Below are 24,281 nucleotides of genomic sequence, written 5' to 3'. Positions count from 1 at the left end.
ATTTATGCTGCACTGCACAAATAATAGCCCCACCCCTTGGAGCTTGCAATTGACATATGTCAAGACCCTAGGTCTTTTTTCGTTTCGAATTGTGAGTCTCTCCATCACTTTGTGTATCGGCCTGGCGCAGCATATCCATCAACATCTGCTGGTAGTGGCCGAAACTGGCGACGCCCTGCGCCATGCCCTGCTGTAGGAAAGGCTGCATGAGACTCCAAGGATCGTAGCCCTCCACCCCAGCTTCCATCTGCTGGCGGATGTGGGCCATCAACTCCTGTTGAAAGACTTCGACATCCGGTAGCCCCATCGCCTGGCGCAATTCCTGCGGGGTCAGATCGAACTCGACATGGACTTTCATGCGCTGCTCCCATTGCCTGACTCTTTTCAGTGTAGCGAGCTATGGCCGAAACGTGAGCGACGGACACGAAAAAGCCCGCCTGAAACAGGCGGGCTCGGTTCTTGGATGACGCCGGTCATGCTTGGCTGAACGAAGCGCCTCAGCCCAAACGCGGCGTAGTCACCTCGACATCGGCGTTCTGCGCGCGATGGCGCAGATAATGATCCATCAGCGTCAGCGCCATCATCGCCTCGGCAATCGGCGTGGCCCGAATGCCCACGCAAGGGTCATGACGTCCCCGGGTGACGACCTCCACGGCCTCACCGTGGATGTCGATCGAACGCCCCGGCTGGGTGATGCTGGAGGTCGGCTTGAGCGCCAGATGCGCCACCAGTGTCTGACCGGAACTGATGCCACCCAGTACGCCACCGGCATGATTGGAGAGGAAACCCTCGGGCGTCATTTCATCGCGATGCTCGCTGCCGCGGCTTGCCACGGCGGCGAAACCGTCGCCGATCTCCACGCCCTTGACGGCATTGATGCTCATCAAACCGTGGGCCAGTTCGGCATCCAGACGATCGAAGACCGGCTCGCCAAGTCCCACCGGCACGCCCTCGGCGACGACGGTGATTCGCGCACCGACACTGTCCTGGTCGCGGCGCAACTGATCCATGAAAGCCTCGAGTTCAGGGACCTTGTCCGGATCGGGACAAAAGAACGGATTGCTATCGACCGCTTCCCACTGTTTGAAATCGATGCCGATGGGGCCCAGCTGACTCATGTAGCCACGTACGCGGATGCCCTGCGACGCCAAGTACTTGCGCGCGATAGCCCCGGCAGCGACGCGCATGGCCGTCTCGCGGGCGCTCGAACGTCCACCGCCGCGATAGTCACGAATCCCGTACTTGTGGTGGTAGGTGTAGTCGGCATGCGCGGGGCGGAACTGGTCCTTGATCTTCGAATAGTCCTTGGAGCGCTGGTCGGTATTCTCGATCAACAGACCAATCGGCGTGCCGGTGGTAACGCCATCGAAAACACCCGAGAGGATGCGCACCTGATCGGGTTCGCGGCGCTGTGTGGTGTACCGAGAGGTGCCCGGCCGCCGACGATCCAGATCGTGCTGCAAATCAGAGGCGTCGAGCTCGAGCCCCGGTGGGCATCCGTCGACGATGGCGCCTAACGCTTCGCCGTGGCTCTCGCCGAAGGTGGTGACGGTGAACAACTTGCCAAAGGTATTGCCGGACATTCCGCGCTCCTCAACGATCAGGCGAACGATGCCGCATAGTGGTCGAGCTCAGCGGCGGTTAGCGCGAATACGCCCTCGCCGCCCCGCTCGAACTCGAGCCACAAGAACGGAACTTCGGGAAACGCCGCGTCGAGATGCCGCGCGGAATTGCCCACTTCGACGATCAACACGCCCTCGTCGGTCAAATGCTCGCGTGCCTCGCGCAGCATACGGCGCACGATATCCAAGCCATCGTCGCCCGCCGCCAGAGCCAGGCTCGGCTCGTGGCGGAACTCGGCCGGCATTCCCGCCAGATCACGCGCGTCCACATACGGCGGATTGGAAACGATGATGTCATAGCGCTGACCGGCAACGCCGGCGAACAAATCCGAGGTCACCGCACGCACGCGCTTACCAACATCGTGATGCACGATGTTGGCCTTGGCCACCGCTAGCGCCTCGGGGCTGATATCCACGAGATCGACCTCGGCCGTGGGCAGATACAGCGCCGTGGCGATGCCGATGCATCCCGACCCGGCACATAGATCCAGCACCCGCGTCGGCGACCACTGGGGGAACCAGGCCGCGAAGCCGTCCTCGACCAGCTCCGCGATCGGCGAGCGCGGGATCAGTACCCGCTCGTCGACCTCGAAGGGATGGCCGGCGAAGAAGGCCTCGCCCAGCAAATACGGCAGCGGCGTGCGCTGCTCGATGCGCTGGCGCACCAGGCTCACGACACGGCGACGCTCGATCGGCAACAGGCGGGCATCGAGCACTGCGGGGTCGACATCCCAAGGCAGATGCAACGCGCCCAGCACCAGCGCCACCGCCTCGTCCCATGCGCTGGCCGTGCCATGTCCGAAGTGCAGGCGGTGCGCGTTGAATTCACTGGTCGCCCAACGCAGACAATCGCGCAACGACACCAGCCCTTCGGCCAGTGACGCGTCGTCGAGGGTCAGCGTGGAAACGTCGGTCGGTCGGGAAGCAGGCACGAAGCATCCTGTTAAGCGGTTCCATGGAATCGGGGATTGTACCCGGAGCGCGCGCCGGTTCACAGTCGTGGGCAAGTCGCTATACTGGGTGACCTTTCAACCGACCGTGCCGCCTGGGGAGTTTCGTCATGAGCCGACGCCGTGGCCAGCCCGACGACGCCGATATCAACGTGTTTCGTCAAGCGCTGGAAGACGCCGGCGTGCATCGCCTGCATACCAATCGCGCCGATACCGGACGCCCGCGCCGCCGCGACGACGAGGCCGTGGCGGAGCGCCGTGCCGCCGCCACCAGCGCCGATACTCAAGCCCCCACCAGCCGCACCAGTGACGGGCGTGTCGAGCCGGTGCACCCCAGCGAGGCATTGGAATTCGCGGTCCCCGACCTTCCCTACCGAACGCGGACACAACTCAAGCGCGGCAATATCGAATGGGAAGCCGGCCTGGACCTTCACGGATACACCGTCAACGAGGCACGCGAGCAACTCGAAACCTTCCTTCACGACGCCCACGGGCAACGCTGGCGCTGTGTGCTGGTGGTGCACGGCAAGGCGCGCGCGTCGCTGCTCGGCGAGGGCGACGATTACCCGGTCATCAAGAGCCACGTCAATGCCTGGCTACGCGAATGGCCCGCCGTGCTTGCCTTCTGCTCGGCACGCGATGCGGATGGCGGCACCGGCGCGGTGTATATCCTGCTCCGCCGACGCGGCGATGCCGTATAACCAGCCGCCACCGGTCACGAATATCCAAGTTCTAAGTTCTAAGTTTTAAGTTTTAAGTTTTAAGTTTTAACACATCTAAGCTTTAACTCGACTTGCGCCTGGCAGGCGTCATCAGCGGATGATACTTGGCTTCAGTCACGTCCCCTCCGGTCACGGTCATGTCGCGATCCCCCTCGTAACGGTCGATGGCCTGCGCGGCCAGATGATGCCCCAATTGAATCAGCGCCTCGGCACGATGAAACTCATAGGCACCGCAGACGCTCTTGGGCACTTCGATCAAGATATCGGGGGGATACCCGGCCACTTTGTATTTGGCCAATGCCGCCTGAGTGATATCGAACGAGGCCAGCATCATGTCGAGCTTGCTCCAGGCGCGTTCGGTCGCCGCTTGTTCGGAGGACTCGCTATCCTCGCCGTCTTCCTGGCCGTTGCCGAACATGTGCTGCACACGCTCGCGCACACCTCCCAGCCAGCCGCCGAACCCTTGTCCGCGCGATTCACGCTCGCGCTCGCGAGCCTCTTCTTGGGCCGCTTCCTCGGGCGGCAGCATTTCCTCGAGCGTCACTTGTCGGGAAGTCTGCGCGGTGGAATTGACCGCCACTACCAGGTCGGCGTGAACCGCCACGGTGGGAATGATCGGCAATGGGTTGAGCAAACCGCCATCGACGAGAACATGCCCATCCAGATGCACCGGCGTGATGATGCCGGGAACCGCGATGGAGGCACGGATCGCGCGCAAAAGCGGACCGCTCTGGAACCAGATTTCCTTCTGCCGATTGAGGTCGGTAGCCACGGTCGTCAACGGAATGCTCAAATCCTCGATGCGGATATCTCCGATCAGGCTCTCGAGCTTGTTCATCACCTTGCTGGCACGCATCGCCCCCATCGGACTCCAGGTTACGTCGACCAGCTTGAGCACATCGAAGTAATCCAGTTGGCATACCCAGTCGCGGTATCGATCAAGCTGGCCAGCCGCATAAATACCGCCCACCAGGGCGCCCATCGAGCAGCCCGAAATGGCGGCGATCTCGTATCCGCGGGCCACTAGCTCGTCGATCACGCCGATATGCGTATAGCCCCGCGCGCCACCACTGCCCAGTACCAACGCCACTCGCTTGCCCATGTCAGCCTTCTCCTTCAAACATGACGCCTCGTCGTCTCATTCGAGTCGGCGATGATAGCCTCGGCCACAGCGTCGACGGCGTGCGCTTCGAGATGCAGATGATGTCCACCAGGCAGCAGCACGCGCGTGAGCCGAGCGATGGCGTCACGGGCACGTTGGGCGTAGGCACGCTCGGCGAGAATACCCTGCTCGCCTTCGATCAACAGTACCGGGGCTTCGATGTTATTCAGTAACGACAGCATCTGCTCGGTGGTAAAGCGCACCAACGAGGGACGCAGCAAGCGACCGTCGGAGCGCAAGCGTACGTGGCCATCGTCTTCCACATCCAGGTTGCGGCGCACCAGGGGCGTAGCCGTGTCGGTATCGATGGGCGTCACACCGCCCGCCACGCGTGCCGCGATCGCAGTGGCCTCGTCGGGATAGCGCGGCACCGTGGAACGCGAGCGACGCCGCTGGATCAACCCCATGCGCAGTTGCTTGGCGGTATCGTCGACCTCGGTAGTCAATGTCCCCAGGCCATCGAGCAGCACCAAGCGCTCGACACGCTCCGGCATCGCGGCCGCCACCAGACATGAGACTGCCGCACCCATCGAATGCGCGAGCAGCGGCGCACTGTCGAGCCCCAATGCATCGAGCGCGTCCAACACGTCCAACGTATATTCCCAGATCGGGTAATCGCCGCCCTCGGCACGCGGCAGCGAGCGCCCATGGCCAGGGAAGTCGATCGCGACGATGCGAATCCCCAGACGCTCGACCAGCAACGGGGCCAAGCGCGAAAAGCTCTCGGCGTTATCCAGCCAGCCATGCAGCGCCAACCACACGGGCGCGTCGGCATCGCCCCAAGCCAGAGCCGCGAGTCGCCCATGGGCCAGATTAAGAGATTCGGGTTCGCGCATGAAGACTCCCACAGTTGATCGGTCGAGGACCCGCTCGCCACATCGCCGCCCTCATCGGTCATGGGACGTTTGAAGCGCGGCACTGGGCCTAGCAGGCTAACGGGTTTACCATAAACCTTTTCGTTTCCCAAGCCGACCAAGGAACAAGGAATCCTGCGTGCCAAGATCTCGACCTCCCCGCCCCACCCGTCTGCGTAATACCCTCTTTTGGCTCGTCGTAGCCGTCGCCATCATCGTGGGCTTCGTCCTCGCCGGGCAAGGAAACTGACCGCTCATGGACCTGCTGGCCGTTTTCTCGCATACGCTGCAAGTCACACTACCCGTCTTCGCCATGGTGTTTCTGGGGATCGTCTTCAAACGCATCGGCTGGATCGATGCGCATTTCATTTCCATGGCCTCGGCATTGGTGTTTCGCGCCACCATGCCGACACTGATTTTCCTTAGCATCGTTCGCGCCGATCTGGACGTCGCCCTGCAGCCGGGATTGATCGTCTACTTCCTAGGCTTTTCGGTACTGAGTTTCTTCCTTGCCTGGGGCTGGTCCATCTGGCGCTGCCCCCATGCCGAGCGCGGCGTTTTCACGCAAGGAGCTTTCCGCGGTAATTGCGGAATCGTCGGCTTGGCCCTTGCCGCCAACCAGTACGGCGACTACGGGTTGTCGCTAGGAAGCATCCTCGTCGGCGGCATCATCATCGTGTACAACGTCTTGTCGGCGATCATTTTGGCCTATTACAGCGCAGGTGCACGATCGGGCATCGGCGCGATTCTCAAACATATTGCCAAGAACCCGCTCATCCTGGGTGTCTTATTGGCGATTCCCTTTGCGTATTTCCATATCGACCTGCCCGCCTGGCTGCTCACCTCGGGCGACTATTTCGGCGCCATGTCGCTACCGCTGGCCTTGGTCTGTATCGGCGGTACATTGTCGTTCACCTCCGTCAAACAGAGTAGCGGCCTTGCACTGGATGCCAGCCTCTGGAAGGTCGTATGGCTCCCCCTTCTAGGGGTATTGGGCGCCTTCGCGCTCGGCTATCGTGGTCGCGAGCTGGGCATTCTCTTTCTCTTCTTCGGTAGCCCCGGCGCTGCAGCGAGCTTCGTCATGGCCAAGGCCGTGCATGCCAACGCCAAGCTCGCCGCTAACATCATCGTCATCACCACCGTCGCCTCGTTGTTCACCCTCAGCGCCGGGGTATTCATACTGAAACTAGTGGGCTGGATCTAAAAACGTTTCTCACCACTAAGCCTTACCGTATTTGCCAAGAGTTTGCGTCCCTTATCACAAACTGCGATTAAGTGAATATGGCAATGACAAGGAGTCCCCCGCTGCATGCTTGACAGTTATAGTGCGCTCGCTGGGCAATTCTTTGGCGTGATATCGCTGATACTCTGCCTGCTTGCCTTCGCCAGTAAGCGGGATGAGCGGCTGATGGGCCTATTGCTCTCCGCCAATGTGGCCTTCGCGTTGCAGTTCATCCTGTTTGAGAGCTGGACGGCAGCGGCGTTGACAGTGCTGGTGATCGTGCGCATCGCACTCGCCCGGCGCTATCCGGGCAGCAAGGGTGTCATGGCGGGCGTGCTTGTCGCCAGCGGTGTGGCGGCACTGTTGACCTGGCAAGGGTGGGCAGACGTGCCTGCCATCGTGGCGATGACGGTGGGAACGGTGGGTATGTTTCTATTCCACGGCATATCCATGCGCATCTGCTTGGGGCTCGCAGCATTATCATGGTTTCTCAGCCATGCCTTGGTGGGCTCAGTAGGCGGCATGCTTGCCGAGGCGCTGGTATTCGTTACCAACGCCATCACCATCTATCGCCTAGCCCGCGCCAGACGCCGCTACCCACAAGCGTTCGACTAACATTGGCGAACGTTGCGTTTAACCGTAGATATCCTGACTGCGCAGATAATCATCATAACTGCCGCTGAAATCGACGATATCGTCGTCCTTCATCTCGATGATGCGAGTGGCCAAGGAGCCGACGAACTCGCGGTCATGGCTGACGAAGATCAAGGTGCCGGGATAGTTCTCCAGCGCCAGGTTGAGCGCTTCTATCGACTCCATGTCGAGGTGGTTGGTGGGTTCATCCATCACCAGCACGTTGGGCTTCTGCAGCGCCAGCTTACCGAACAGCATCCGTCCCTGTTCGCCCCCTGAGATCACCTTGACCGACTTACCGATGTCATCGTTGGGGAACAGCATCCGGCCCAGCGCACCGCGTACGGTCTGCTCACCTTCCGTGGTCCACTGTCGCATCCATTCGAAAAGCGTCTCACCGCCTTCGAAATCATCGGCGTGATCCTGGGCGAAGTAGCCCACTTCTGCCGCATCGGTCCATTTCACCTCGCCCGAATCCGGTGTCATCGTGCCCACCAGACAATTTAGCAGGGTCGTCTTACCAATCCCGTTGGGTCCGATGATAGCGACTCTCTCGCCGGCTTCGATCTGCAAATCGAAGCGATCAAACAGCACGTTGTCACCCCACGCCTTGGAGAGCTTCTCGGCGTTCAACGCATGTCGGTGTATCTTTTTGGTCTGCTCGAAGCGAATGAACGGGCTGACCCGTGACGACGGCTTGACCTCCTCGAGCTGGATCTTGTCGATCTTGCGTTGGCGCGACGTGGCCTGCTTGGCCTTGGAGGCGTTGGCCGAGAAGCGGCTGACGAATTGCTGTAACTCGGCGATCTCCGCCTTCTTCTTGGCGTTATCGGCATGCAAGCGCTCCCGCGCTTGGGTAGCAGCGGTCATATACTCATCATAGTTACCCGGAAACAGCGTCAGCTCGCCGTAGTCGAGGTCCGCCATATGGGTACAGACGCTATTCAAGAAGTGACGGTCGTGAGAAATGATGACCATGGTCGAGCTACGTGAACGCAGAATCCCCTCCAGCCACCGGATAGTATTGATATCCAAGTGGTTGGTAGGTTCATCGAGCAACAGTACGTCGGGATCGCTGAACAGCGCTTGAGCCAGCAGCACACGCAGTTTCCAGCCCGGCGCCACCACGCTCATCGGCTGGGTGTGCTGCGCAAGCGGAATGCCAAGACCGAGCAGCAACTCCCCCGCGCGCGCCTCTGCTGTATAACCGTCGAGTTCGGCGTAACGCACCTCGAGATCGGCGACTTTCATGCCATCTTCCTCGGACATTTCAGCCTGCGAATAGATACGCTCGCGCTCGGCGGTCACCTCCCAAAGCTCGGTGTTACCCATGATCACGGTGTCGATGACACGCTCGTTCTCGAACGCGAACTGATCCTGACTCAGCTTACCGAGCCGTGTGGTGGCGTCCTTCATCACCTGGCCGTTGGTGGGTTCCAGGTCGCCACCCAGAATCTTCATGAAGGTAGACTTGCCGCAACCATTGGCACCGATCAGGCCATAGCGGTTGCCCTCTCCAAACTTAACGGAGACATTTTCGAATAACGGCTTGGCGCCGAACTGCATGGTGATGTTGGCGGTAGAGAGCAAAATCGGGGTTCTCGCGGGAAACGGCGTGAATGAAGCGACGGCGGACCCGGCGGTACGAGCCCCAACCTATGTCGAGGCGGCATTGTACGCGCTGGCAACGACCAACGTCAGCGCCATCCTCTAATTACGCACTCTGGTACGTGATACACCAACCATAAAGGCCACTCCGAAGAGTGGCCTTGAGTACCCGAATGGTGTCGATAGCGACGCTGGGAATCAGCTCTCGCGTTTACCGTCGACCAAACGATCCAACTTGAACGGATTGCTCTGCTTGATCGCTTCCGGCAGAAGGTCGTCGGGCAAGTTTTGGTAGCAGACCGGACGCAGGAAGCGATAAATAGCTGCAGTCCCCACGGACGTCGTGCGTGAATCCGACGTTGCCGGGAACGGACCGCCATGGACCATCGCGTCACACACCTCGACACCGGTCGGCCAGCCGTTGACCAGAATACGACCCGCCTTGCGTTCAAGCGTCGGCAATAGTTGGCGCGCCACATCGAGATCGGCGTCATCCATTTGCAACGTCACTGTTAGTTGGCCTTCCAGGTGCTCGGCGACCTTAGCAAGTTCGGCCGCATCGGCACATTCGACGACCAACGAGGTGGCGCCAAACACTTCGCCCTGCAACGCCTCGTCACTCAAGAAGTCCTGCGCCGAGGTCACGAACAGGCCGGTTTGACACTGGTTCGGACCTTCGCCCTTCTCGCCGCGCGCCACTTCCTTCGCCTTGCCATTACTCACCAGCGCGCCGACACCGTTTTCGTAGGCCTCATGGATGCCCGGCGTCAGCATGGTCTGCGGCGCACTGCCCTTGACCGCGTCACCAGCAGCAGCAAGGAACGCATCGAGTTCCGGCCCCTTGATCGCGATGACCAATCCCGGGTTAGTGCAGAACTGGCCCGCGCCCATGTTGAGCGATCCTACGAAGGCCTTGCCCATCTCCTCGCCGCGCGCCTTGAGCGCCGCCGGCAGTGGGAAGACCGGATTGATCGAACTCATCTCGGCATAGAACGGGATCGGTTCGGCCCGCGACTGGGCGGCTTTCCACAAAGCCAGGCCGCCACTGCGTGATCCGGTGAAGCCAGCCGCCTTGATGCGAGAATCGGTGACCAGGGCAGTACCCACCTCGCGACCAGAACCGAATATCAGTGAGAAGACGCCTTCCGGCAGCCCGCACTTCTTGACTGCAGACTGAATGGCGCGGCCAACCAACTCGCTGGTGCCCGGATGGGCGGCATGTGCCTTGACGATGACTGGGCAGCCTGCAGCCAGTGCAGAAGCGGTGTCGCCACCGGCGACGGAAAACGCCAGCGGGAAGTTGCTGGCACCGAAGACGACGACCGGACCGAGCGCTATGTGACGCTGGCGCAGGTCGACACGCGGCATCGGCTGACGATCCGGCAATGCCGGGTCGACGCGGACATCGAGCCATTCACCGTCACGCACGACGCGAGCGAACATGCGTAACTGACCGCAGGTACGGCCGCGTTCGCCCTGAATACGCGCCTGGGGCAGACCTGACTCAGCCACGGCGCGCTCGATCAGTTCGTCACCGATCGCCTCGATCTCATCGGCGACGGTTTCGAGGAACTTGGCGCGATCCTCGAGCGAGGTCTCGCGGTAGGTATCGAAGGCGCTCCAGGCCAACTCGCAGGCACGCTCGACGTCCACTTGCGTACCGCCCGGATAAGCCGGTTCCAGTGTCTCGCCCGTAGCCGGGTTGACGGCATGAATCGCAGCCCCGGTGCCATGCACGGTCTGCTGGCCGATCAATAAACTACCTTCCAGTGTCATGATCTACTCCTTGTGCGGATTGAATACGTATATAAGCAGTACCCATCACTCCCGATAGGAGGCATAGGTATTGCTCGCACGGCTCAGATGGTGGCGCATCGCATCGCGGGCCGCATCCGCGTCGCCAGCGATAATCGCCTCGAGAATATCGGCATGCTCATCGGCAACACGCTCCAGATAACGATGCGTCGCCACCGTATCGAGTTCGACGGAAAGCAACTTGGCACGGGGGATTGCGCCCAGATTCAACTGCTCGTACACCGTGGTGAAGGCCGGATTATGCGTGGCTTGCGCCACCGCGAAGTGAAAAGAGAAATCTTCTTCCCGTGCCTGGGACTGATGCTGGAACGCCTCGATGAATCGCGCATGTGCCTGACGAAGCCGCTCGATATCCGCCTCGTCGCGCCGCCACGCTGCCAGCGCGGCGGCTTCCGGCTCCAGCGTCAAGCGCAATTCGAGAATTCCCAGGATATCCTCGACCGTGGTCAGGCTGATCCGCTTGGCAGGATACGCTTCCTCCGGCGCGCAGCGGAGCACCCGCGTGCCGATACCGCGCCGCGTCTCGACCAGCCCCAGCGACTTGAGATGCGTAATGGCCTCACGAACGACGGTACGGCTGACGCCGAACATATCGCACAAGCCATTCTCAGGCGGTAGCTTATCGCCGACGGCGATCTCGCCCGCTGTAATAATCGCCTCGAGCTGCTGAGACACCTGTCGGGACAAGCTCCCTTGCTGGGAGACACGTTTAACGCCAAGTGAGTTCATAGGTCATGTGTCGCTTGCATGGGTATTCACTCATTGTTCATTCAACCATTCAACGTACCAATGCCGGACGCTTGGGATCGAACGCCCACCCGGGAATCAGATACTGCATCGCCATGGCATCATTGCGCTGCGTGACGTCAAGACGCTTATAAAGCTGGTGAGCTTCCATCAACTTATCCTCGTCCAGCTCGACGCCGAGCCCCGGCGCGGACGGTACCTTCAGCTTGCCGTCCCGGATCTTGAACGGCTCTTTGGTGATACGTTGACCATCCTGCCAAATCCAGTGAGTGTCGATGGCAGTGATCTCACCCGGGCAGGCCGCTGCCACATGCGTCATCATCGCCAACGAGATGTCGAAGTGATTGTTGCTGTGCGAGCCCCAGGTCATGCCCCACTCATTGCACAGTTCGCCGACCATCACCGCGCCCTGCATGGTCCAGAAGTGGCAGTCCGCGAGGGGAATATCAACTGAATTAAGCTGTACGGCATACTGCAACTGTTTGAAGTCGGTGGCGATCATGTTCGTCGCGGTAGGCAAGCCGGTGCGCTTCTTGAACTCCGCCATGGTCTCACGACCGGAATAGCTTTCTTCCTGACCACAGGGATCTTCAGCATAGCTCATCAGATGCTTGACCGGCTCCAGAACACGCACCGCTTCATCGAGCGACCAGGCACCATTGGGATCCAGGGTCAGCCGCGCCTCGGGAAACGCCTCGTGGAGCGCGCGGATGCAGTCGGCTTCTTCTTCACCGCGCAGTACGCCACCCTTGAGCTTGAAGTCCCTGAAGCCATATCGCTCATAGGCGGCCTTGGCCAAGTTGGCAACAGCCTCGGGGGTCAGCGCCTCCTTGCGCCGTACTTCATCCCAGGCATCCTGCGGGTTCTCGGCTTTAGGATAAGGCAGATCGGTCTTGTCCGGATCACCGAGCAGAAACAGATAACCCAATACCTCGACTTCGTCGCGCTGGCGACCGTATTGTCCCAATAGATCCGCCACCGGCATGCCCAACGCTTGGCCCAGAAGATCAAATAGCGCGGACTCGATGCCCGTCAGCACATGCACCGCCACGCGCAGGTCAAACGTCTGACGACCCCGCTCTTCACGGCCGTTTTTAGCCAAGAGCTGTTTCGTTTGATTCAGCGTCTTCTTGATGTCTGTGACACGCGCCCCCTCGACCAGCTCCCGGCACTGCTCCAGCCCGTTGAGAATACCCGCACTCGAAGGAATCTCTCCCACACCTTTATTACCCGCGTCGTCTTCGAGAATCACCACACAACGAATGAACCAAGGCGCATGTCCACCGCTCAGGTTGAGCAGAAAGCCATCGTAGCCGGCGATCGGCACGACGTTCATCTTGATGATCTTGGGAAACATGCTTTTCTTCCTGATTCAGGAGATCACGATCTCAGCCCACTCACACCAGGGCAACCAGCCTCATGACGGATCTCTTAGCTTGACCAGCTCGTCGTGAAGCTTTTGGGGAATTATCACCCCTTCTGCCTGGCTACGTTTTCTGGCCCCATATCGTCGCTGCGATGGTAAGCGAGCCCCTTGGGCCGTGATACCCTCGAACAAGGCTTCGGCCTGTTGTAAACGCGTTGCAACACCAGTGCCGAGGAAAGCATGAGGGTCCATGGCCAGGATGAATTCGCCATGCTGCGGCGCCCCTTCGTCACTGCCATCCGCCGGACGGGTTTGATGACCCAGGCGATCGCCGATGAGGGGCCCGGCCAGCAGTTCGATCATGATCGACAGTGCGGCCCCCTTGTGACCACCGAACGGAAGGAGCGCCCCGGCCAATGCGGCCGATGGATCAGTCGTCGGCTGGCCCGTCTCGTCGAGCGCCCAGCCTTCGGGGATCGACTCACCCGCCCGGCGGTGCAGTTCAACCTCGCCGCGTGCCACCACGCTGGTAGCGAAGTCGAAGACGAAAGGCTCGCTCTCCGGCCGCGGCCAGGCAAACGCGATGGGATTAGTACCCAATAATGGCGAGTGGCCACCCGCTGGAGCGACGTACGCATGGCTCGGCGTCATCGCCAACGCGACTAAGCCCTGGTTGGCCAAGGATTCCACCTCAGGCCACAACGCGGAAAAGTGAAAGGCGTTTTTGACAGCCAGAACCGCCACGCCGGTGGCACGCGCCTTCTCAATAAAAGGCTCCCGAGCGGTCTCGAAAGCCAGTAGCGAGCATCCGCCTCGAGCATCGACACTGATCACACCGGGCGCTTTTTCGTGAATCTCAGGTACGGCCCGAGGCTCGACACCGCCATACCGAACGGTGCGCACGCAATCCAGCAACCTATACATCCCATGCGAGTGGCATTCGTCCCGCTGCGCGGCCATCACGCTACGGGCAATGGCAGCCGCCTGGTCCTGGGAAAAGCCATTTTGCTCAAGAACATCGATACTCAGCGTCCAGGCGTCCTCAAGCGATAGCCTTGTCTGATGATCATTCATGAGTGCCTCCCAACGACTGACAAATCACCATGGAGTTTTCATTTGTCATCCGGATGCCCAGCCGCGACGAACTTGCCTCCCTGATAGACGACCTCCGGATCATGAGGATCGAGCTCACCGGCTTCTGCTTCGACCTCGACTCGCCAAGGCTCCGAACTATCCTGCGGAGCCCAGCCAAGAAACGCTGATTTGCTGTTATCCCACCACGATTCGGTGTTCGCCGATGCGCCATAGACAACGGTACACCCCAGCTTGGGGGCCAGGAAGGCGCGTTTCATCAGACGCATGAAATCCTCGACGCTCAACCAGGTAGCCATCATTCGCGTGTCTTTCGGCTTGGGGAAACAAGAACCGATACGCACGCTGAGGGTCTCGATATCGAATTTGTGATAATACAAGCTCGCCAGGTCCTCGCCGAAGCACTTGGACAAACCATACAGCGAGTCGGGACGACGCGGCACCTCGGTATCGATGCGTGTAGTACGTGGATAGAAGCCGATGGTGTGGTTGGAGCTGGCAAACACGATGCGCGGCTTTCCGAGGTTTCGAGCCGCTTCGTAAAGATTGTAAGCCCCGATGATGTTGGCCTGGAGAATAGCGTTCCAGGGTTGTTCCACCGAGACACCGCCAAGGTGAATGATCCCATCACAACCAGCGACCAGATTTCTCACAGCCTCGGCATCGGCGAGATCACAGGGCACCAATTCTTCATGCGGCTGGGCCTCGCCCAATTCAGCGATATCGGACAGGCGTACTTTTTCTGCCAGTTGATCCAGGTAAGGGCGGATCGCTTTACCTACACCACCGGCCGCGCCTGTCACCAAAATTCGATTCAACATGCCCTACACTCCTTCAATATTCAGTACGCGCGATATCAACACAAATGATCGTCATCGCGTTCATACGCGCTCATTCAACAAGATAGCGACATCTAGAAGCCGTAAAGTCGCGCCGGATTGTCGACGAGGACCCGCTGGCGCTGCTCGGCCGAAGCCCACTCGAGCAACACGTCGAGTTGCTCGGCGTCGTCGGGATACTGTTCGCGCGGTACGCCGACATGCGGCCAGTTAGAGCCCCAGATGATGCGCTCGGGCGCATGCGCGATGACCCGCTTGGCGATGGCGCCGATATCCGTATAGTCAGGACCGCCCGTCTGGCTGGCTTCGTAACCCGCGCAGATCTTGAACCAAGCATTGCCACGGTCCAGCAGCCGCAGGATCTCGTCGACCCGAGCATCGTCCGGCGCGACCGGGGGCATGAACTTGCCGATATGATCGATGATGTACTCGCCTTCGATACGTCGCAGGCCGTCGACGTAGTCGTCAAGCTTGCAGCCGTTGAACTGCACCATCAGGTGCCAGCCCAGCGGCCGAATGCGTTTCTCAACATCGAGCATCTGCTCTTGGGTGACCGCGCCCCCCGGCAGATTCATGATCCGCGCCCCGCGCACACCCTTGGCATGCCAAGCCTGAAGGTCGCTGGCCGGCGTATCGGGCGTTACCGCGGCAACACCGCGGGCAGCGTGCGTACCCAGCTGATCGAGCGCTGCAAGCAGAGCGCGATTGTCACGCTGATACGCATTGGGCTGGGTGACGACGACACGCTCGAGCGACAGCCATCGCTGGAGCTTGCGATAATCCTCGACCGTTGCCAGCTCAGGAATCGTCGGACCGCCGGGTTGGGCATCGAAGCCCGGCAGATACAGGTGAATGTGACAGTCGGTCGCTCCGGCCGGCGCCGTGAGCTTGGGGGCCGGGCCGTCGAGCGGACGAGTGTTGGCAGGAATCTCTGACACGCTCATGCCTCCTTCAAAGCGAATTGGCGCAATGCAGCACGGTCGATCTCGATGCCCAGACCCGGTCCATCGGGGATCTGCATGACACCGCCGGCATGTTCCAACGGCGTTTTGACGACCGCTTGTCGGAAAGGGTTATGCGTCCGGTCGAACTCCATAATGGGTTCCCGAGGGCGACGACGAGGCGGATTCGGTGGTAACGCCGCCATGCTCTGTAGGCTCGCAGCCAGGCACACCGCCGTTCCCCACACATGCGGCACCAAGCGAACGCCGAACATGGCCGCCATATCGACGACACGGCGCATTTCCGAAAACCCGCCCACGCTACAGACATCCGGCTGCACGATATCCACCGCACGGGTTTGCAGCGGTTCCAGCATGGCATAACGACCATGCCAATTCTCACCACTCGCCACGGGAATCGGCTGCCCATCACGGACCGCGTGATAGGTAGAAATCTGCTCCGGCAACACCGGCTCCTCGAACCAATCCACGCCGAAGGCCGAGGCACGCTTGCCCACATCCAGCGCCTCGAGCAGATCGTACCCATGGTTGGCATCGATCATCAGGCGCCCCTCGGGACCCAGCGACTCGCGCGCGGCGGCGATCACTTTCAGGTCTTCCTCGACATCGAAGCCGATCTTGATCTTCACGCCGTGAAAGCCTTCCCGGACATAGCCGGCAACTTCCTCGGCCGTATCCTGGATACGATCGACTCCATCTCGTTTGAACGAGCCGGTGGCATAAGCCCGCACGGATTCACGAAAACGTCCGCCCAGCAGCTCGGATACCGGCGCGTCATAGCGCTTACCCTTGATATCCCAAAGTGCAATATCGATACCGCTAAGTGCCGTTACAGTCAGGCCACGTTGCCCCTGATCGCGCAGACGGTTATAGAGCTCGAGCCACAGCTTTTCCGTTTCCAGCGGATTACATCCGATGAGTGCCGCCGAATACGCACTGACTAAGGCAGCATTGGGCTTGGCGGGCCCCAAGCATTCCCCCCAGCCGATGGTGCCATCATCACAGACGATTTCGACCAAGCAATGTTGGCGCCTATCGAAACGCATGGACGCGCTTTCGAAGGCCTGTTCGAGCTTATAGTCGAGAATATGCGTATATACTTTTTCGATCTTCATATCGGATAACTCATAAGCGGACAGAAGAGATTCATTACTGGAAGAAACTAGGCAACGTCAGCGATATTGCCGGCACATAGGTCACTAGCATCAGCACTATGAAAAGCGCCAGATAGAATGGCCAGATGGTGCGTACCGCGTGCTCGATTTTGATTTTTCCGATAACACTGCCCACAAAGAGACACGCCCCAACGGGAGGCGTACAAAGCCCCAATCCCAGGTTCATCATCATCATGATGCCGAATTGAATCGGGTCCATGCCGAACTGCTGAGCAACTGGCAGGAAAATGGGAGTACAAATCAAGATCAGCGCCGCCATGTCCATGATCATTCCGAGCCCGAGCAGAAGCAGGTTGAGCATCAGCAGGATGACGTAAGGGTTGTCGGAAATCCCCAGCAGCGCATCGGTCAGCAGTTGCGGCACACTGTAAAGCGCCAGTAAGTAGGAGAAGGCTGAGGCACATCCCACCAGAATCATGACAAGTGAGGTCGTACGCACGGCCTGATAAACAGCCTGCTTGAAGGGCTCCCAGCGCAGCTCGCGGTAGACCAACCCCGTCACGACAATGGCATAGATCGCGCCAAAAGCACCGGATTCGGTTACCGTCAGAATCCCAGAGAGCACCCCACCGACGATGATCACTGCGGTCAGCAGCCCAGGCAACGCTGCCACGAAGCTGACGAGCAATGACATCCAGCCAGGGAACGGCTCCCCCTTATAGCCCCGTTTAACCGCCACGATGTAGGCCGCCACAGCCAATGCCAAACACATCAGCACACCCGGTACGATACCGGCGATAAATAACTGAGTGATCGAGATGCCGCCCCCCGCAGCGACGGCGTAGAGGATCATGTTGTGGCTGGGTGGGATCACCACGCCAGCGACCGACGACGTAACAGTCACATTGACCGCGTAATCAGCGTCGTAGCCCTTTTCCTTCATAATCGGAATGAGGATCGAACCAAGCGCTGAGGTGTCAGCAACGGCCGAGCCCGAAATACCGCCAAACAACATGGACGAGCTGACATTGACCATGCCTAGTCCACCACGCACGCGCCCTACTGCTGCCGATGCCAGACGCACCAAACGGGTGGATATGCCACCATGCAACATCAACTCCCCGGCAAAAATGAAGAACGGTATGGCCAGTAACGAGAAAACCGAAATACCGGAAAGAATCCGCTGAAAACCGACGAAAAGTGGCAACCCTTCGTAAAGGAACGTGACGACCGAGGCCAGCCCCACGGCAAAGGCTACCGGCGCACCGACGATCAGCCCCAGAAAGAAGACGCCGAAAAGAATGATCAGACCCATGGTGTCACTTCCTCCCGTACTTCATGAGACGTTGGGCGATGTTGACACCCGAAAAGAGCACCATCAGTAGGCCGCAAATCGCCAGCGGTGTCGCGCGCCAACTCTCGGAAAGACCGATCATGGGAATCGCACGACTGAGGTTATCCATGACCAAAAGCCAACCCTGCCAGGCCATGAAGCCTCCAAAAGCAGCCACGCAGAAATCGGCGATATAGCGCATGATTTCGCGCGGCAACGCCGGTAACCCTTCGCGGACGAAATCGATGCTCAGGTGGGTATTATTACGCACGCCAGCAGCCGCCCCCAGACAAGTGATGTAAACGACAATCAGCAATGAGGATTGCTCTACCCACGTTGGCGTGTCGTTGAGAACGTAACGGCCAAAGACCAGCCAACCGAACGTTACGATAAGAAAAACGAGCAGAATACCCGAGACGATGATGCACAGATGTGCGATGCCATCCAGGAAGCGATCGAATGGCGTCTGATGTGGCGGCTCTTCGTTCTGATCACTCAGTTGGTCGGAATATGAGGTCACGATATTCAATCCTTTCAAGGCGCCCCGGGGGACTACCACCCGGAGCGCTTCGTGGGACTAACGAATCATTGCTGGGCAGCTTGGATATCCGTCACAAGCGACTCCAGATCCGGATGTTCCTGGATGAACGCGTCGTATATTGGCTGCATCTTGGCCTGAAATGCCGACTTGTCATCCACCTCATTGATCTTCACGCTGGCATCGAGGACCTTCTGCCGGCTCTCCTGGACACTTTCTTCCCAGAGTTGCCGCTGCTGCTTGGCAGCATCTTCAGCCGCTTCGCGCACAGCCTTCTGGTTTTCATCGTTGAGCTCCTCCCAACTGGCCTTGGCGACACAGAGACACTCAGGCAGGATCAGATGCTCGGTCAGGGAGTAGTACTTTGCCACCTCGTAGTGGCCGCTGGACTCATAAGATGGGTAATTGTTCTCGGCGCCGTCTATCACCCCGGTCTTGAGCGACTGATAGACTTCACTATAAGCCATCGGCGTCGCGTTACCGCCCATCTCGTCGATCATCTGCACATAGAGATCATTGTTCATGACGCGGACCTTGAGGCCCTCGACATCGTCGGGCGTCTTCACCGGATGATCGGTATTGTAGAGACTGCGCGCCCCGGAGCCGAACCAGGACAGCGCAATCAAGTTTTTCTCGGCCAACGCATCGGCAAAGCGATCACCAATCTCGCCATCCATGATGCGGTACATATCTTCTGGACTTTTGAAAATGAACGGCAGTGAAAGGACGTTAGTAGCGGGAACGATTGGCCCCATCGGCCCCATATTAAAGTTGGCAAAATCCAGCGCACCGCTACGCACCTGCTCGATGGCGTCCGGCTGATCGCCCAGCACCGCGTTATGATAGACCTTAGGCTCGACACGACCATCGGTCTTGTCTGCGACTTCCTTGGCAAAACTTTCCAGTGCTTGGCCATTCGGGTAACTCGGCGGGTGGATATTCCATCCGCGCCATTGTTCGGCTTGAACCGGTGAAGACATCAGAGCCACTGTGCTAGCCACCGCAGCAACGGACAGGCAGTTTTTCAGCTTCAGATTATTATTTAATTGCATGACATGTCTCCTATCGATTTAGCATTATCGTTATACGTTTCTTGTCATTTCGATCAGATCATTGAGCTGTTTATGCTCATTCAATGTAGGCATGACCAACGGCGGCCGTACATCCCCCGCCGGCATACCAATGATGTCGGCCCCTGCCTTCACAAGGCTGACTGCGTAACCTTTCTTGCGATCACGCAGATCGACAAAAGGAATAAAAAACTCTTGAGTGATCTTCTTCACCGTCGCGCTATCGCCTGCGCGCAAGGCACGATAGAACTTCAACGCCATATCAGGAACGAAGTTAAATACGGCCGAGGAGTAGGTATTGACGCCGATGGATAGATACGCCTCGGCGAAAATTTCAGCCGTTGGAACACCGCCGACATAGATGAGGCGGTCGCCTACCGTCTTGACGATCTTGTTGAGAAGTTGCATATCGCCCTTGCCGTCTTTCAGCCCGATCAAGTTAGGGCATTTATCGGCAAGCTGTTGGACCGCTGGCGCTTCGAGGACACCATTGCCGCGGTTATAGTAAATGACATTGATCGACGTGCTGTCGCAGATCTGTCGGGCATACTCGACCAACCCTTCTTGTGGGCATTCGGTCAGGTAGGGTGGCATTAGCAAGATACCATCAGCACCGGCCTCTTCCGCAGCGCTGGCAAAGGCTTTACCGCTTTCCACACTCAAACCTGCACTCGCGATGACCGGCACCTTGCCTCCGATTTCATCGACTGCGACGCGTACGATATGACGAAACTCGTCCAAAGAGAGGTTGAAAAATTCGCCAGTTCCACCTGCCACGAAGACGGCGGAAACATCATGACTGACGAACCATTCCAGCCGTTTCCGGTAGCTCTGTTCATCGAAACGACCTGCGGAGTCGAAATCTGTCACCGGGAAGGAAAGCAGACCATCGCCAACCGCCTCTACCGTTTTTTCTTTGGAAAAATGCACCGTCATCCCCTCGCATCTGTCTTGTTTAGCGTGCTGGCATAAAGTCTTTATGTCATACATCATACAAGCAAAAGGTAGATGCATGCTTGCTGTCACACAACATCGACAATAGTCGATAAAACCAAGGTATAAAGAGTGCGCGGTGAGAAGGAAGAACAAGACTCGGCGGAGGAGGCGCCGCTACCGGGGACGGAGGTAGCGGCTAATAATGGTGGGGTCAGGCCTGAGTACCCTCGACGATCTCGAATTGCTCAAGACCGCCACCCTCGGAAAAAGCCTCGGCGGGCATGGGGTTGGCGTGGGCTTGCTTGAAGTCGTCACTGCCTACCCAAGCGCGGAAGGCATCCTGGTCGTCCCACTCCGTCTCGACGAGATAGGGGGCCTGGTTGCCCTGAGGCCGCAATACCCGCATGGCTTTGAAGCCAGGCTGCTTGTCGACCTGGCTGGCACGTTGCTGAAAGCGGCGCTCGAATTCGGCTTCATACCCTGAATTGACGAAAACGCGGTTGATGACGATAAAGCTCATCCGTTTCTCTCCTTAGCCAAGCAATTCACGCGGCGATTGCCAGTGTTTGAGCGTCGCGCACCCTGCGGCCCAGATATCGGCTTCCAGCTTAGCGATGGTGGCTGTCGGCATGGGCTGAGACGCACGCACATCGCCCTCGACCAGGCGCCCGACCAGTGCGCCGACCAATGGCATGTGGCTGACCAGCAGGCACGGCGTATGCGCGACTTCTTGCTGCAACCAGTCGATGAGCGGCTCCAGCGGATCATCTGGGGTAATGATCGGTAACGTTTCGACCGGGCGCTCCAAGGGCGTCGCCATCCACTGCGCGGTCTGCTGAGCACGTCGGTAGGGGCTGGCGACGATACGCAGTGCCGCGCGCACGTCATTGGCGAGCATGCTGTCCAGCCATGTCCCCATGGCACGCGCTTCCGCCTCGCCCTGTTTGGTGAGTGACCGCTCACTATCCGGCATACCTGGCACGGCTTCGCCATGGCGCATGATATAAAGGTTCGACACGCTCAAGTCTCCTCTGCGCCGGGTTCCAACCGACGCGCCTCGAACACGTCCTGCCGCGGCAAGACGAACTCAACGTCGCTGCTCTGCTCTTGCTGCATGAGCATTTGTGCCATCTGCCGCGCCGGCACGCCGTTGAACAGCACTTGATAAAGCCCTTCGGCCAAGGGCATGTAGATGTCTTCACGGTGCGCTTTCTCGCGTACCAAGCTAACCGTGTTAACGCCTTCCGCGACCTGCCCCAGCGATTCTATGGCTTCCTCGAGTGTTTTGTTCTCACCCAGCGCGAACCCGACGCGATAATTGCGCGAGAGCTTCGACGAGCAGGTCACGATGAGATCCCCCACACCCGCCAGCCCGATGAAGGTCAGCGGATTGGCGCCCAGCGCCACCGCAAAGCGGCTCATTTCCGCCAGTGCCCGCGTCATCAGCATGCTGCGCGTGTTTTCGCCCATACCCAGCGCCGCAGCCATGCCCGCAGCGATGGCATAGATGTTCTTCAACGCCCCACCGAGCTCGACACCATAACGGTCGTTGCTGGCATAGACGCGGAAATAATCACAGCCGAGTGCCGATTGTACCCGCGCCCGCGTATAGGGATCATCGCTGGCGATGACCGTCGCCGTGAGATGCTTGTCGGCAATTTCGGAGGCGAGATTGGGCCCCGAAAGTACACCGATATGGGGGAAACCGGTCTCTTCCTCGAGGATCTGGCTCATCAGTTTGAAGCCCTCCTCACGGATTCCCTTGGTGGTGCTGACCAGAATTTGCGAAGGCTTGAGCCACGTCCGAGCCTGACGAACAACGGCGGAAAAGGCGCTCGAGGGAATCGCGATGAAGACCACCTCGGCATCCTGTAGCACCGCACGCATGTCATCGGAAGCGACCACCGAAGGGTTGATGGCGTAATTCGGCAAGTAGCGTGGATTGCAATGCTCGCGGTTGATCTGCTCGATCAAGGCCGGGTCGCGCAACCACTGGCGCACACGGGCTCCATTGTCGGCGGCAATACTGGCGATGGCGGTGCCAAAGCTGCCGCCGCCAAGCACGGCGACTTGAAGATGTTCGTCGGTCATGGACGTTTCCTGGTGGCCTGCGAAATGACGCCATTGTAGCGGACCTGACGTGTCACGCACGCCCGATCATCGTCTGCCTGAAAACGACGACACCGCCCGTAGGCGGTGTCGTGGTACTACTCGCTCTGCTCCTGCCAAACAGTAGGCCGGTTAGTCGATCATCGGCAGCAAGGCATCGATGCTCGATTTGGCATCGCCATACAGCATGCGTGTATTTTCCTTGAAGAACAGCGGGTTCTCGATGCCCGAGTAGCCCGTGCCCTGACCACGCTTGCAGACGAAAACCTGTTTGGCGTCCCACACTTTGAGCACCGGCATACCCGCGATGGGGCTGTTGGGATCTTCCTCGGCGGCAGGATTGACGATGTCATTGGAACCGATGACGATCACCGCGTCGGTTTCGGCGAAATCGTCGTTGATCTCGTCCATCTCCAACACGATGTCGTAAGGCACCTTGGCCTCGGCCAGCAAAACGTTCATGTGACCAGGCAGGCGCCCCGCCACGGGGTGAATCCCGAAGCGCACTGTCTTGCCGGCGGCGCGCAACTTGCGCGTCAACTCGCTGACCGCGTTCTGCGCCTGCGCCACGGCCATACCATAGCCAGGCACGATGATCACGCTATCGGCATCGTTGAGCGCGCTCGCCACGCCACCGGTATCGATGGCAACCTGCTCACCTTCGATCTCCGCGGCCGGCCCTTTGCTGCCGCCGAAGCCCCCTAGAATCACGTTGACGAAGTTGCGATTCATCGCCTTGCACATGATGTAGGAGAGGATGGCACCCGAGGAGCCCACCAGCGCTCCGGTGACGATCAACAGATCGTTGGAGAGCGTAAAGCCGATGGCTGCCGCCGCCCAACCGGAGTAGCTGTTGAGCATCGACACCACCACGGGCATGTCGGCGCCGCCGATGCCCATGATCAGGTGATAACCGATGAAGAACGCCAGCAGTGCCAACAACAGCAGCGTCCAGAAGCCCGCACCGTTGAGGTAGGCGATTGCCAACAGAAGTGCGGCGATCGCCGCCCCAGCATTGAGCAGATGCCCGCCTGGCAATTGACGTGGTTTGCCGTCCACCTTGCCTGCCAGCTTGCCGAAGGCAATCACCGAGCCGGTGAAGGTCACCGCACCGATGAATACGCCCAGCACCACCTCGACCTGCAGGAAGGTCAACTCGGCGGGGGTCTTCTCGGCCACCAGCGCGGCGAAAGCCGAAAACCGCTCGCTGGCGTCCCCGACGAACTGCGCGGCCATCACCCGGCGACGCTCCAGGTCGGCGTTAAAGCCGATGAACACCGCCGCGAGACCGACGAAGCTATGCAATGCCGCCACGAGCTGGGGCATTTCGGTCATGTCGACCTTCTTGGCCAAATAGACGCCGATACCGGCGCCGATCACCATCATCGGAATCATCCACCAATAGCCGCCCACATTGGGGCCGAACATGGTGAAGATCACCGCCAGTGCCATCCCGACAATGCCATACCAGACGGCACGCTTGGCCTTTTCCTGATTACTCAATCCCCCCAGCGAGAGGATGAACAACACACTTGCCGCCACCGCTGCGGCGGACACCAATCCTTGACTCAACATCGTCTTTTCTC

The 24,281-nt window shown here is 59.3% G+C and carries 24 protein-coding genes; 3 read left to right on the top strand and 21 right to left on the bottom strand.

From position 1 onward, the window contains the following. Nucleotides 1–67: 67 nt before the first annotated feature. The 3 genes from KZO83_RS09800 to prmB form a co-directional block, all read right to left on the bottom strand. Nucleotides 68–358 carry a hypothetical protein gene (locus KZO83_RS09800; RefSeq protein WP_247620642.1) on the bottom strand — a complete coding sequence of 97 codons (291 nt, stop codon included), beginning with the start codon at nucleotides 356–358 and terminating at the stop codon, nucleotides 68–70. A 139-nt stretch (nucleotides 359–497) separates the two neighbouring features. Continuing rightward, complete coding sequence (gene aroC / locus KZO83_RS09795) at nucleotides 498–1,583, bottom strand: chorismate synthase (protein ID WP_247620641.1); 1,086 nt, start codon at nucleotides 1,581–1,583, stop codon at nucleotides 498–500. 17 nt (nucleotides 1,584–1,600) lie between these two features. Further along, nucleotides 1,601–2,554, bottom strand: a complete 954-nt coding sequence (prmB, locus tag KZO83_RS09790) for a 50S ribosomal protein L3 N(5)-glutamine methyltransferase (protein WP_247620640.1) — start codon at nucleotides 2,552–2,554, stop codon at nucleotides 1,601–1,603. 128 nt (nucleotides 2,555–2,682) lie between these two features. Here prmB and KZO83_RS09785 point away from each other — a divergent pair, with 128 nt between their 5' ends. Then, a complete protein-coding gene (locus KZO83_RS09785) occupies nucleotides 2,683–3,273 on the top strand; it encodes a Smr/MutS family protein (protein WP_178999957.1) in 591 nt (196 codons plus the stop codon). An 82-nt stretch (nucleotides 3,274–3,355) separates the two neighbouring features. Here the strand turns inward: KZO83_RS09785 and KZO83_RS09780 are convergent, their stop codons facing one another. After that, on the bottom strand, nucleotides 3,356–4,396 hold the full coding sequence (locus tag KZO83_RS09780; protein ID WP_247620639.1) for a patatin-like phospholipase family protein: 1,041 nt from the start codon (nucleotides 4,394–4,396) through the stop codon (nucleotides 3,356–3,358). Between the two features lie 14 nt (nucleotides 4,397–4,410). Continuing rightward, the gene (locus KZO83_RS09775; protein ID WP_247620638.1) at nucleotides 4,411–5,292 is read right to left on the bottom strand and encodes an alpha/beta fold hydrolase; all 882 of its coding nucleotides are present in this window, start codon (nucleotides 5,290–5,292) and stop codon (nucleotides 4,411–4,413) included. Nucleotides 5,293–5,566: 274 nt separating this feature from the next. Here KZO83_RS09775 and KZO83_RS09770 point away from each other — a divergent pair, with 274 nt between their 5' ends. Beyond that, nucleotides 5,567–6,514 (top strand): AEC family transporter, encoded by a 948-nt coding sequence (locus tag KZO83_RS09770; protein WP_247620637.1) that lies wholly within the window; start codon nucleotides 5,567–5,569, stop codon nucleotides 6,512–6,514. 105 nt (nucleotides 6,515–6,619) lie between these two features. Continuing rightward, nucleotides 6,620–7,147 carry a YgjV family protein gene (locus KZO83_RS09765; protein ID WP_247620636.1) on the top strand — a complete coding sequence of 176 codons (528 nt, stop codon included), beginning with the start codon at nucleotides 6,620–6,622 and terminating at the stop codon, nucleotides 7,145–7,147. 18 nt (nucleotides 7,148–7,165) lie between these two features. Here the strand turns inward: KZO83_RS09765 and KZO83_RS09760 are convergent, their stop codons facing one another. The 16 genes from KZO83_RS09760 to KZO83_RS09685 all read right to left on the bottom strand — a co-directional run bounded on the left by KZO83_RS09760 (nucleotide 7,166) and on the right by KZO83_RS09685 (nucleotide 24,270). Continuing rightward, nucleotides 7,166–8,755 carry an ABC-F family ATPase gene (locus KZO83_RS09760; RefSeq protein ID WP_247620635.1) on the bottom strand — a complete coding sequence of 530 codons (1,590 nt, stop codon included), beginning with the start codon at nucleotides 8,753–8,755 and terminating at the stop codon, nucleotides 7,166–7,168. A 216-nt stretch (nucleotides 8,756–8,971) separates the two neighbouring features. Then, complete coding sequence (locus tag KZO83_RS09755) at nucleotides 8,972–10,549, bottom strand: aldehyde dehydrogenase (NADP(+)) (RefSeq protein WP_247620634.1); 1,578 nt, start codon at nucleotides 10,547–10,549, stop codon at nucleotides 8,972–8,974. 45 nt (nucleotides 10,550–10,594) lie between these two features. Continuing rightward, complete coding sequence (locus KZO83_RS09750; RefSeq protein WP_040242323.1) at nucleotides 10,595–11,317, bottom strand: FadR/GntR family transcriptional regulator; 723 nt, start codon at nucleotides 11,315–11,317, stop codon at nucleotides 10,595–10,597. Nucleotides 11,318–11,366: 49 nt separating this feature from the next. After that, nucleotides 11,367–12,692 carry a glucarate dehydratase family protein gene (locus KZO83_RS09745; protein ID WP_247620633.1) on the bottom strand — a complete coding sequence of 442 codons (1,326 nt, stop codon included), beginning with the start codon at nucleotides 12,690–12,692 and terminating at the stop codon, nucleotides 11,367–11,369. A 60-nt stretch (nucleotides 12,693–12,752) separates the two neighbouring features. Beyond that, nucleotides 12,753–13,775 (bottom strand): Ldh family oxidoreductase, encoded by a 1,023-nt coding sequence (locus KZO83_RS09740; protein WP_247620632.1) that lies wholly within the window; start codon nucleotides 13,773–13,775, stop codon nucleotides 12,753–12,755. A 38-nt stretch (nucleotides 13,776–13,813) separates the two neighbouring features. Next, nucleotides 13,814–14,614 (bottom strand): NAD-dependent epimerase/dehydratase family protein, encoded by an 801-nt coding sequence (locus KZO83_RS09735; protein ID WP_247620631.1) that lies wholly within the window; start codon nucleotides 14,612–14,614, stop codon nucleotides 13,814–13,816. A gap of 92 nt (nucleotides 14,615–14,706) precedes the next feature. Beyond that, nucleotides 14,707–15,570, bottom strand: a complete 864-nt coding sequence (locus KZO83_RS09730; RefSeq protein ID WP_247620630.1) for an amidohydrolase family protein — start codon at nucleotides 15,568–15,570, stop codon at nucleotides 14,707–14,709. Nucleotides 15,571–15,572: 2 nt separating this feature from the next. Then, nucleotides 15,573–16,709, bottom strand: a complete 1,137-nt coding sequence (locus KZO83_RS09725; RefSeq protein ID WP_247620629.1) for a mandelate racemase/muconate lactonizing enzyme family protein — start codon at nucleotides 16,707–16,709, stop codon at nucleotides 15,573–15,575. A gap of 34 nt (nucleotides 16,710–16,743) precedes the next feature. Beyond that, the gene (locus KZO83_RS09720; RefSeq protein WP_178999947.1) at nucleotides 16,744–18,024 is read right to left on the bottom strand and encodes a TRAP transporter large permease; all 1,281 of its coding nucleotides are present in this window, start codon (nucleotides 18,022–18,024) and stop codon (nucleotides 16,744–16,746) included. Nucleotides 18,025–18,028: 4 nt separating this feature from the next. After that, entirely contained in the window at nucleotides 18,029–18,562 is a 534-nt protein-coding gene (locus tag KZO83_RS09715) for a TRAP transporter small permease (protein WP_247620628.1), read from the bottom strand. Between the two features lie 65 nt (nucleotides 18,563–18,627). Further along, complete coding sequence (locus KZO83_RS09710; RefSeq protein ID WP_247620627.1) at nucleotides 18,628–19,632, bottom strand: TRAP transporter substrate-binding protein; 1,005 nt, start codon at nucleotides 19,630–19,632, stop codon at nucleotides 18,628–18,630. A gap of 30 nt (nucleotides 19,633–19,662) precedes the next feature. Beyond that, nucleotides 19,663–20,586, bottom strand: a complete 924-nt coding sequence (gene kdgD, locus KZO83_RS09705; RefSeq protein ID WP_248287091.1) for a 5-dehydro-4-deoxyglucarate dehydratase — start codon at nucleotides 20,584–20,586, stop codon at nucleotides 19,663–19,665. Between the two features lie 211 nt (nucleotides 20,587–20,797). Next, the gene (locus KZO83_RS09700) at nucleotides 20,798–21,106 is read right to left on the bottom strand and encodes an antibiotic biosynthesis monooxygenase family protein (protein ID WP_178999712.1); all 309 of its coding nucleotides are present in this window, start codon (nucleotides 21,104–21,106) and stop codon (nucleotides 20,798–20,800) included. A gap of 12 nt (nucleotides 21,107–21,118) precedes the next feature. Beyond that, a complete protein-coding gene (gene sixA / locus KZO83_RS09695) occupies nucleotides 21,119–21,604 on the bottom strand; it encodes a phosphohistidine phosphatase SixA (RefSeq protein WP_247620625.1) in 486 nt (161 codons plus the stop codon). A gap of 2 nt (nucleotides 21,605–21,606) precedes the next feature. Beyond that, a complete protein-coding gene (locus tag KZO83_RS09690) occupies nucleotides 21,607–22,677 on the bottom strand; it encodes an NAD(P)H-dependent glycerol-3-phosphate dehydrogenase (RefSeq protein WP_247620624.1) in 1,071 nt (356 codons plus the stop codon). Between the two features lie 150 nt (nucleotides 22,678–22,827). Next, complete coding sequence (locus KZO83_RS09685; protein WP_247620623.1) at nucleotides 22,828–24,270, bottom strand: NAD(P)(+) transhydrogenase (Re/Si-specific) subunit beta; 1,443 nt, start codon at nucleotides 24,268–24,270, stop codon at nucleotides 22,828–22,830. Nucleotides 24,271–24,281 lie beyond the last annotated feature (11 nt).

The sequence above is a fragment of the Chromohalobacter moromii genome (assembly GCF_023091865.1).
Taxonomy (GTDB): domain Bacteria; phylum Pseudomonadota; class Gammaproteobacteria; order Pseudomonadales; family Halomonadaceae; genus Chromohalobacter; species Chromohalobacter moromii.
Note: the sequence above shows the minus strand (reverse complement) of the source record. Positions and strands in the feature narration are given on the sequence as shown.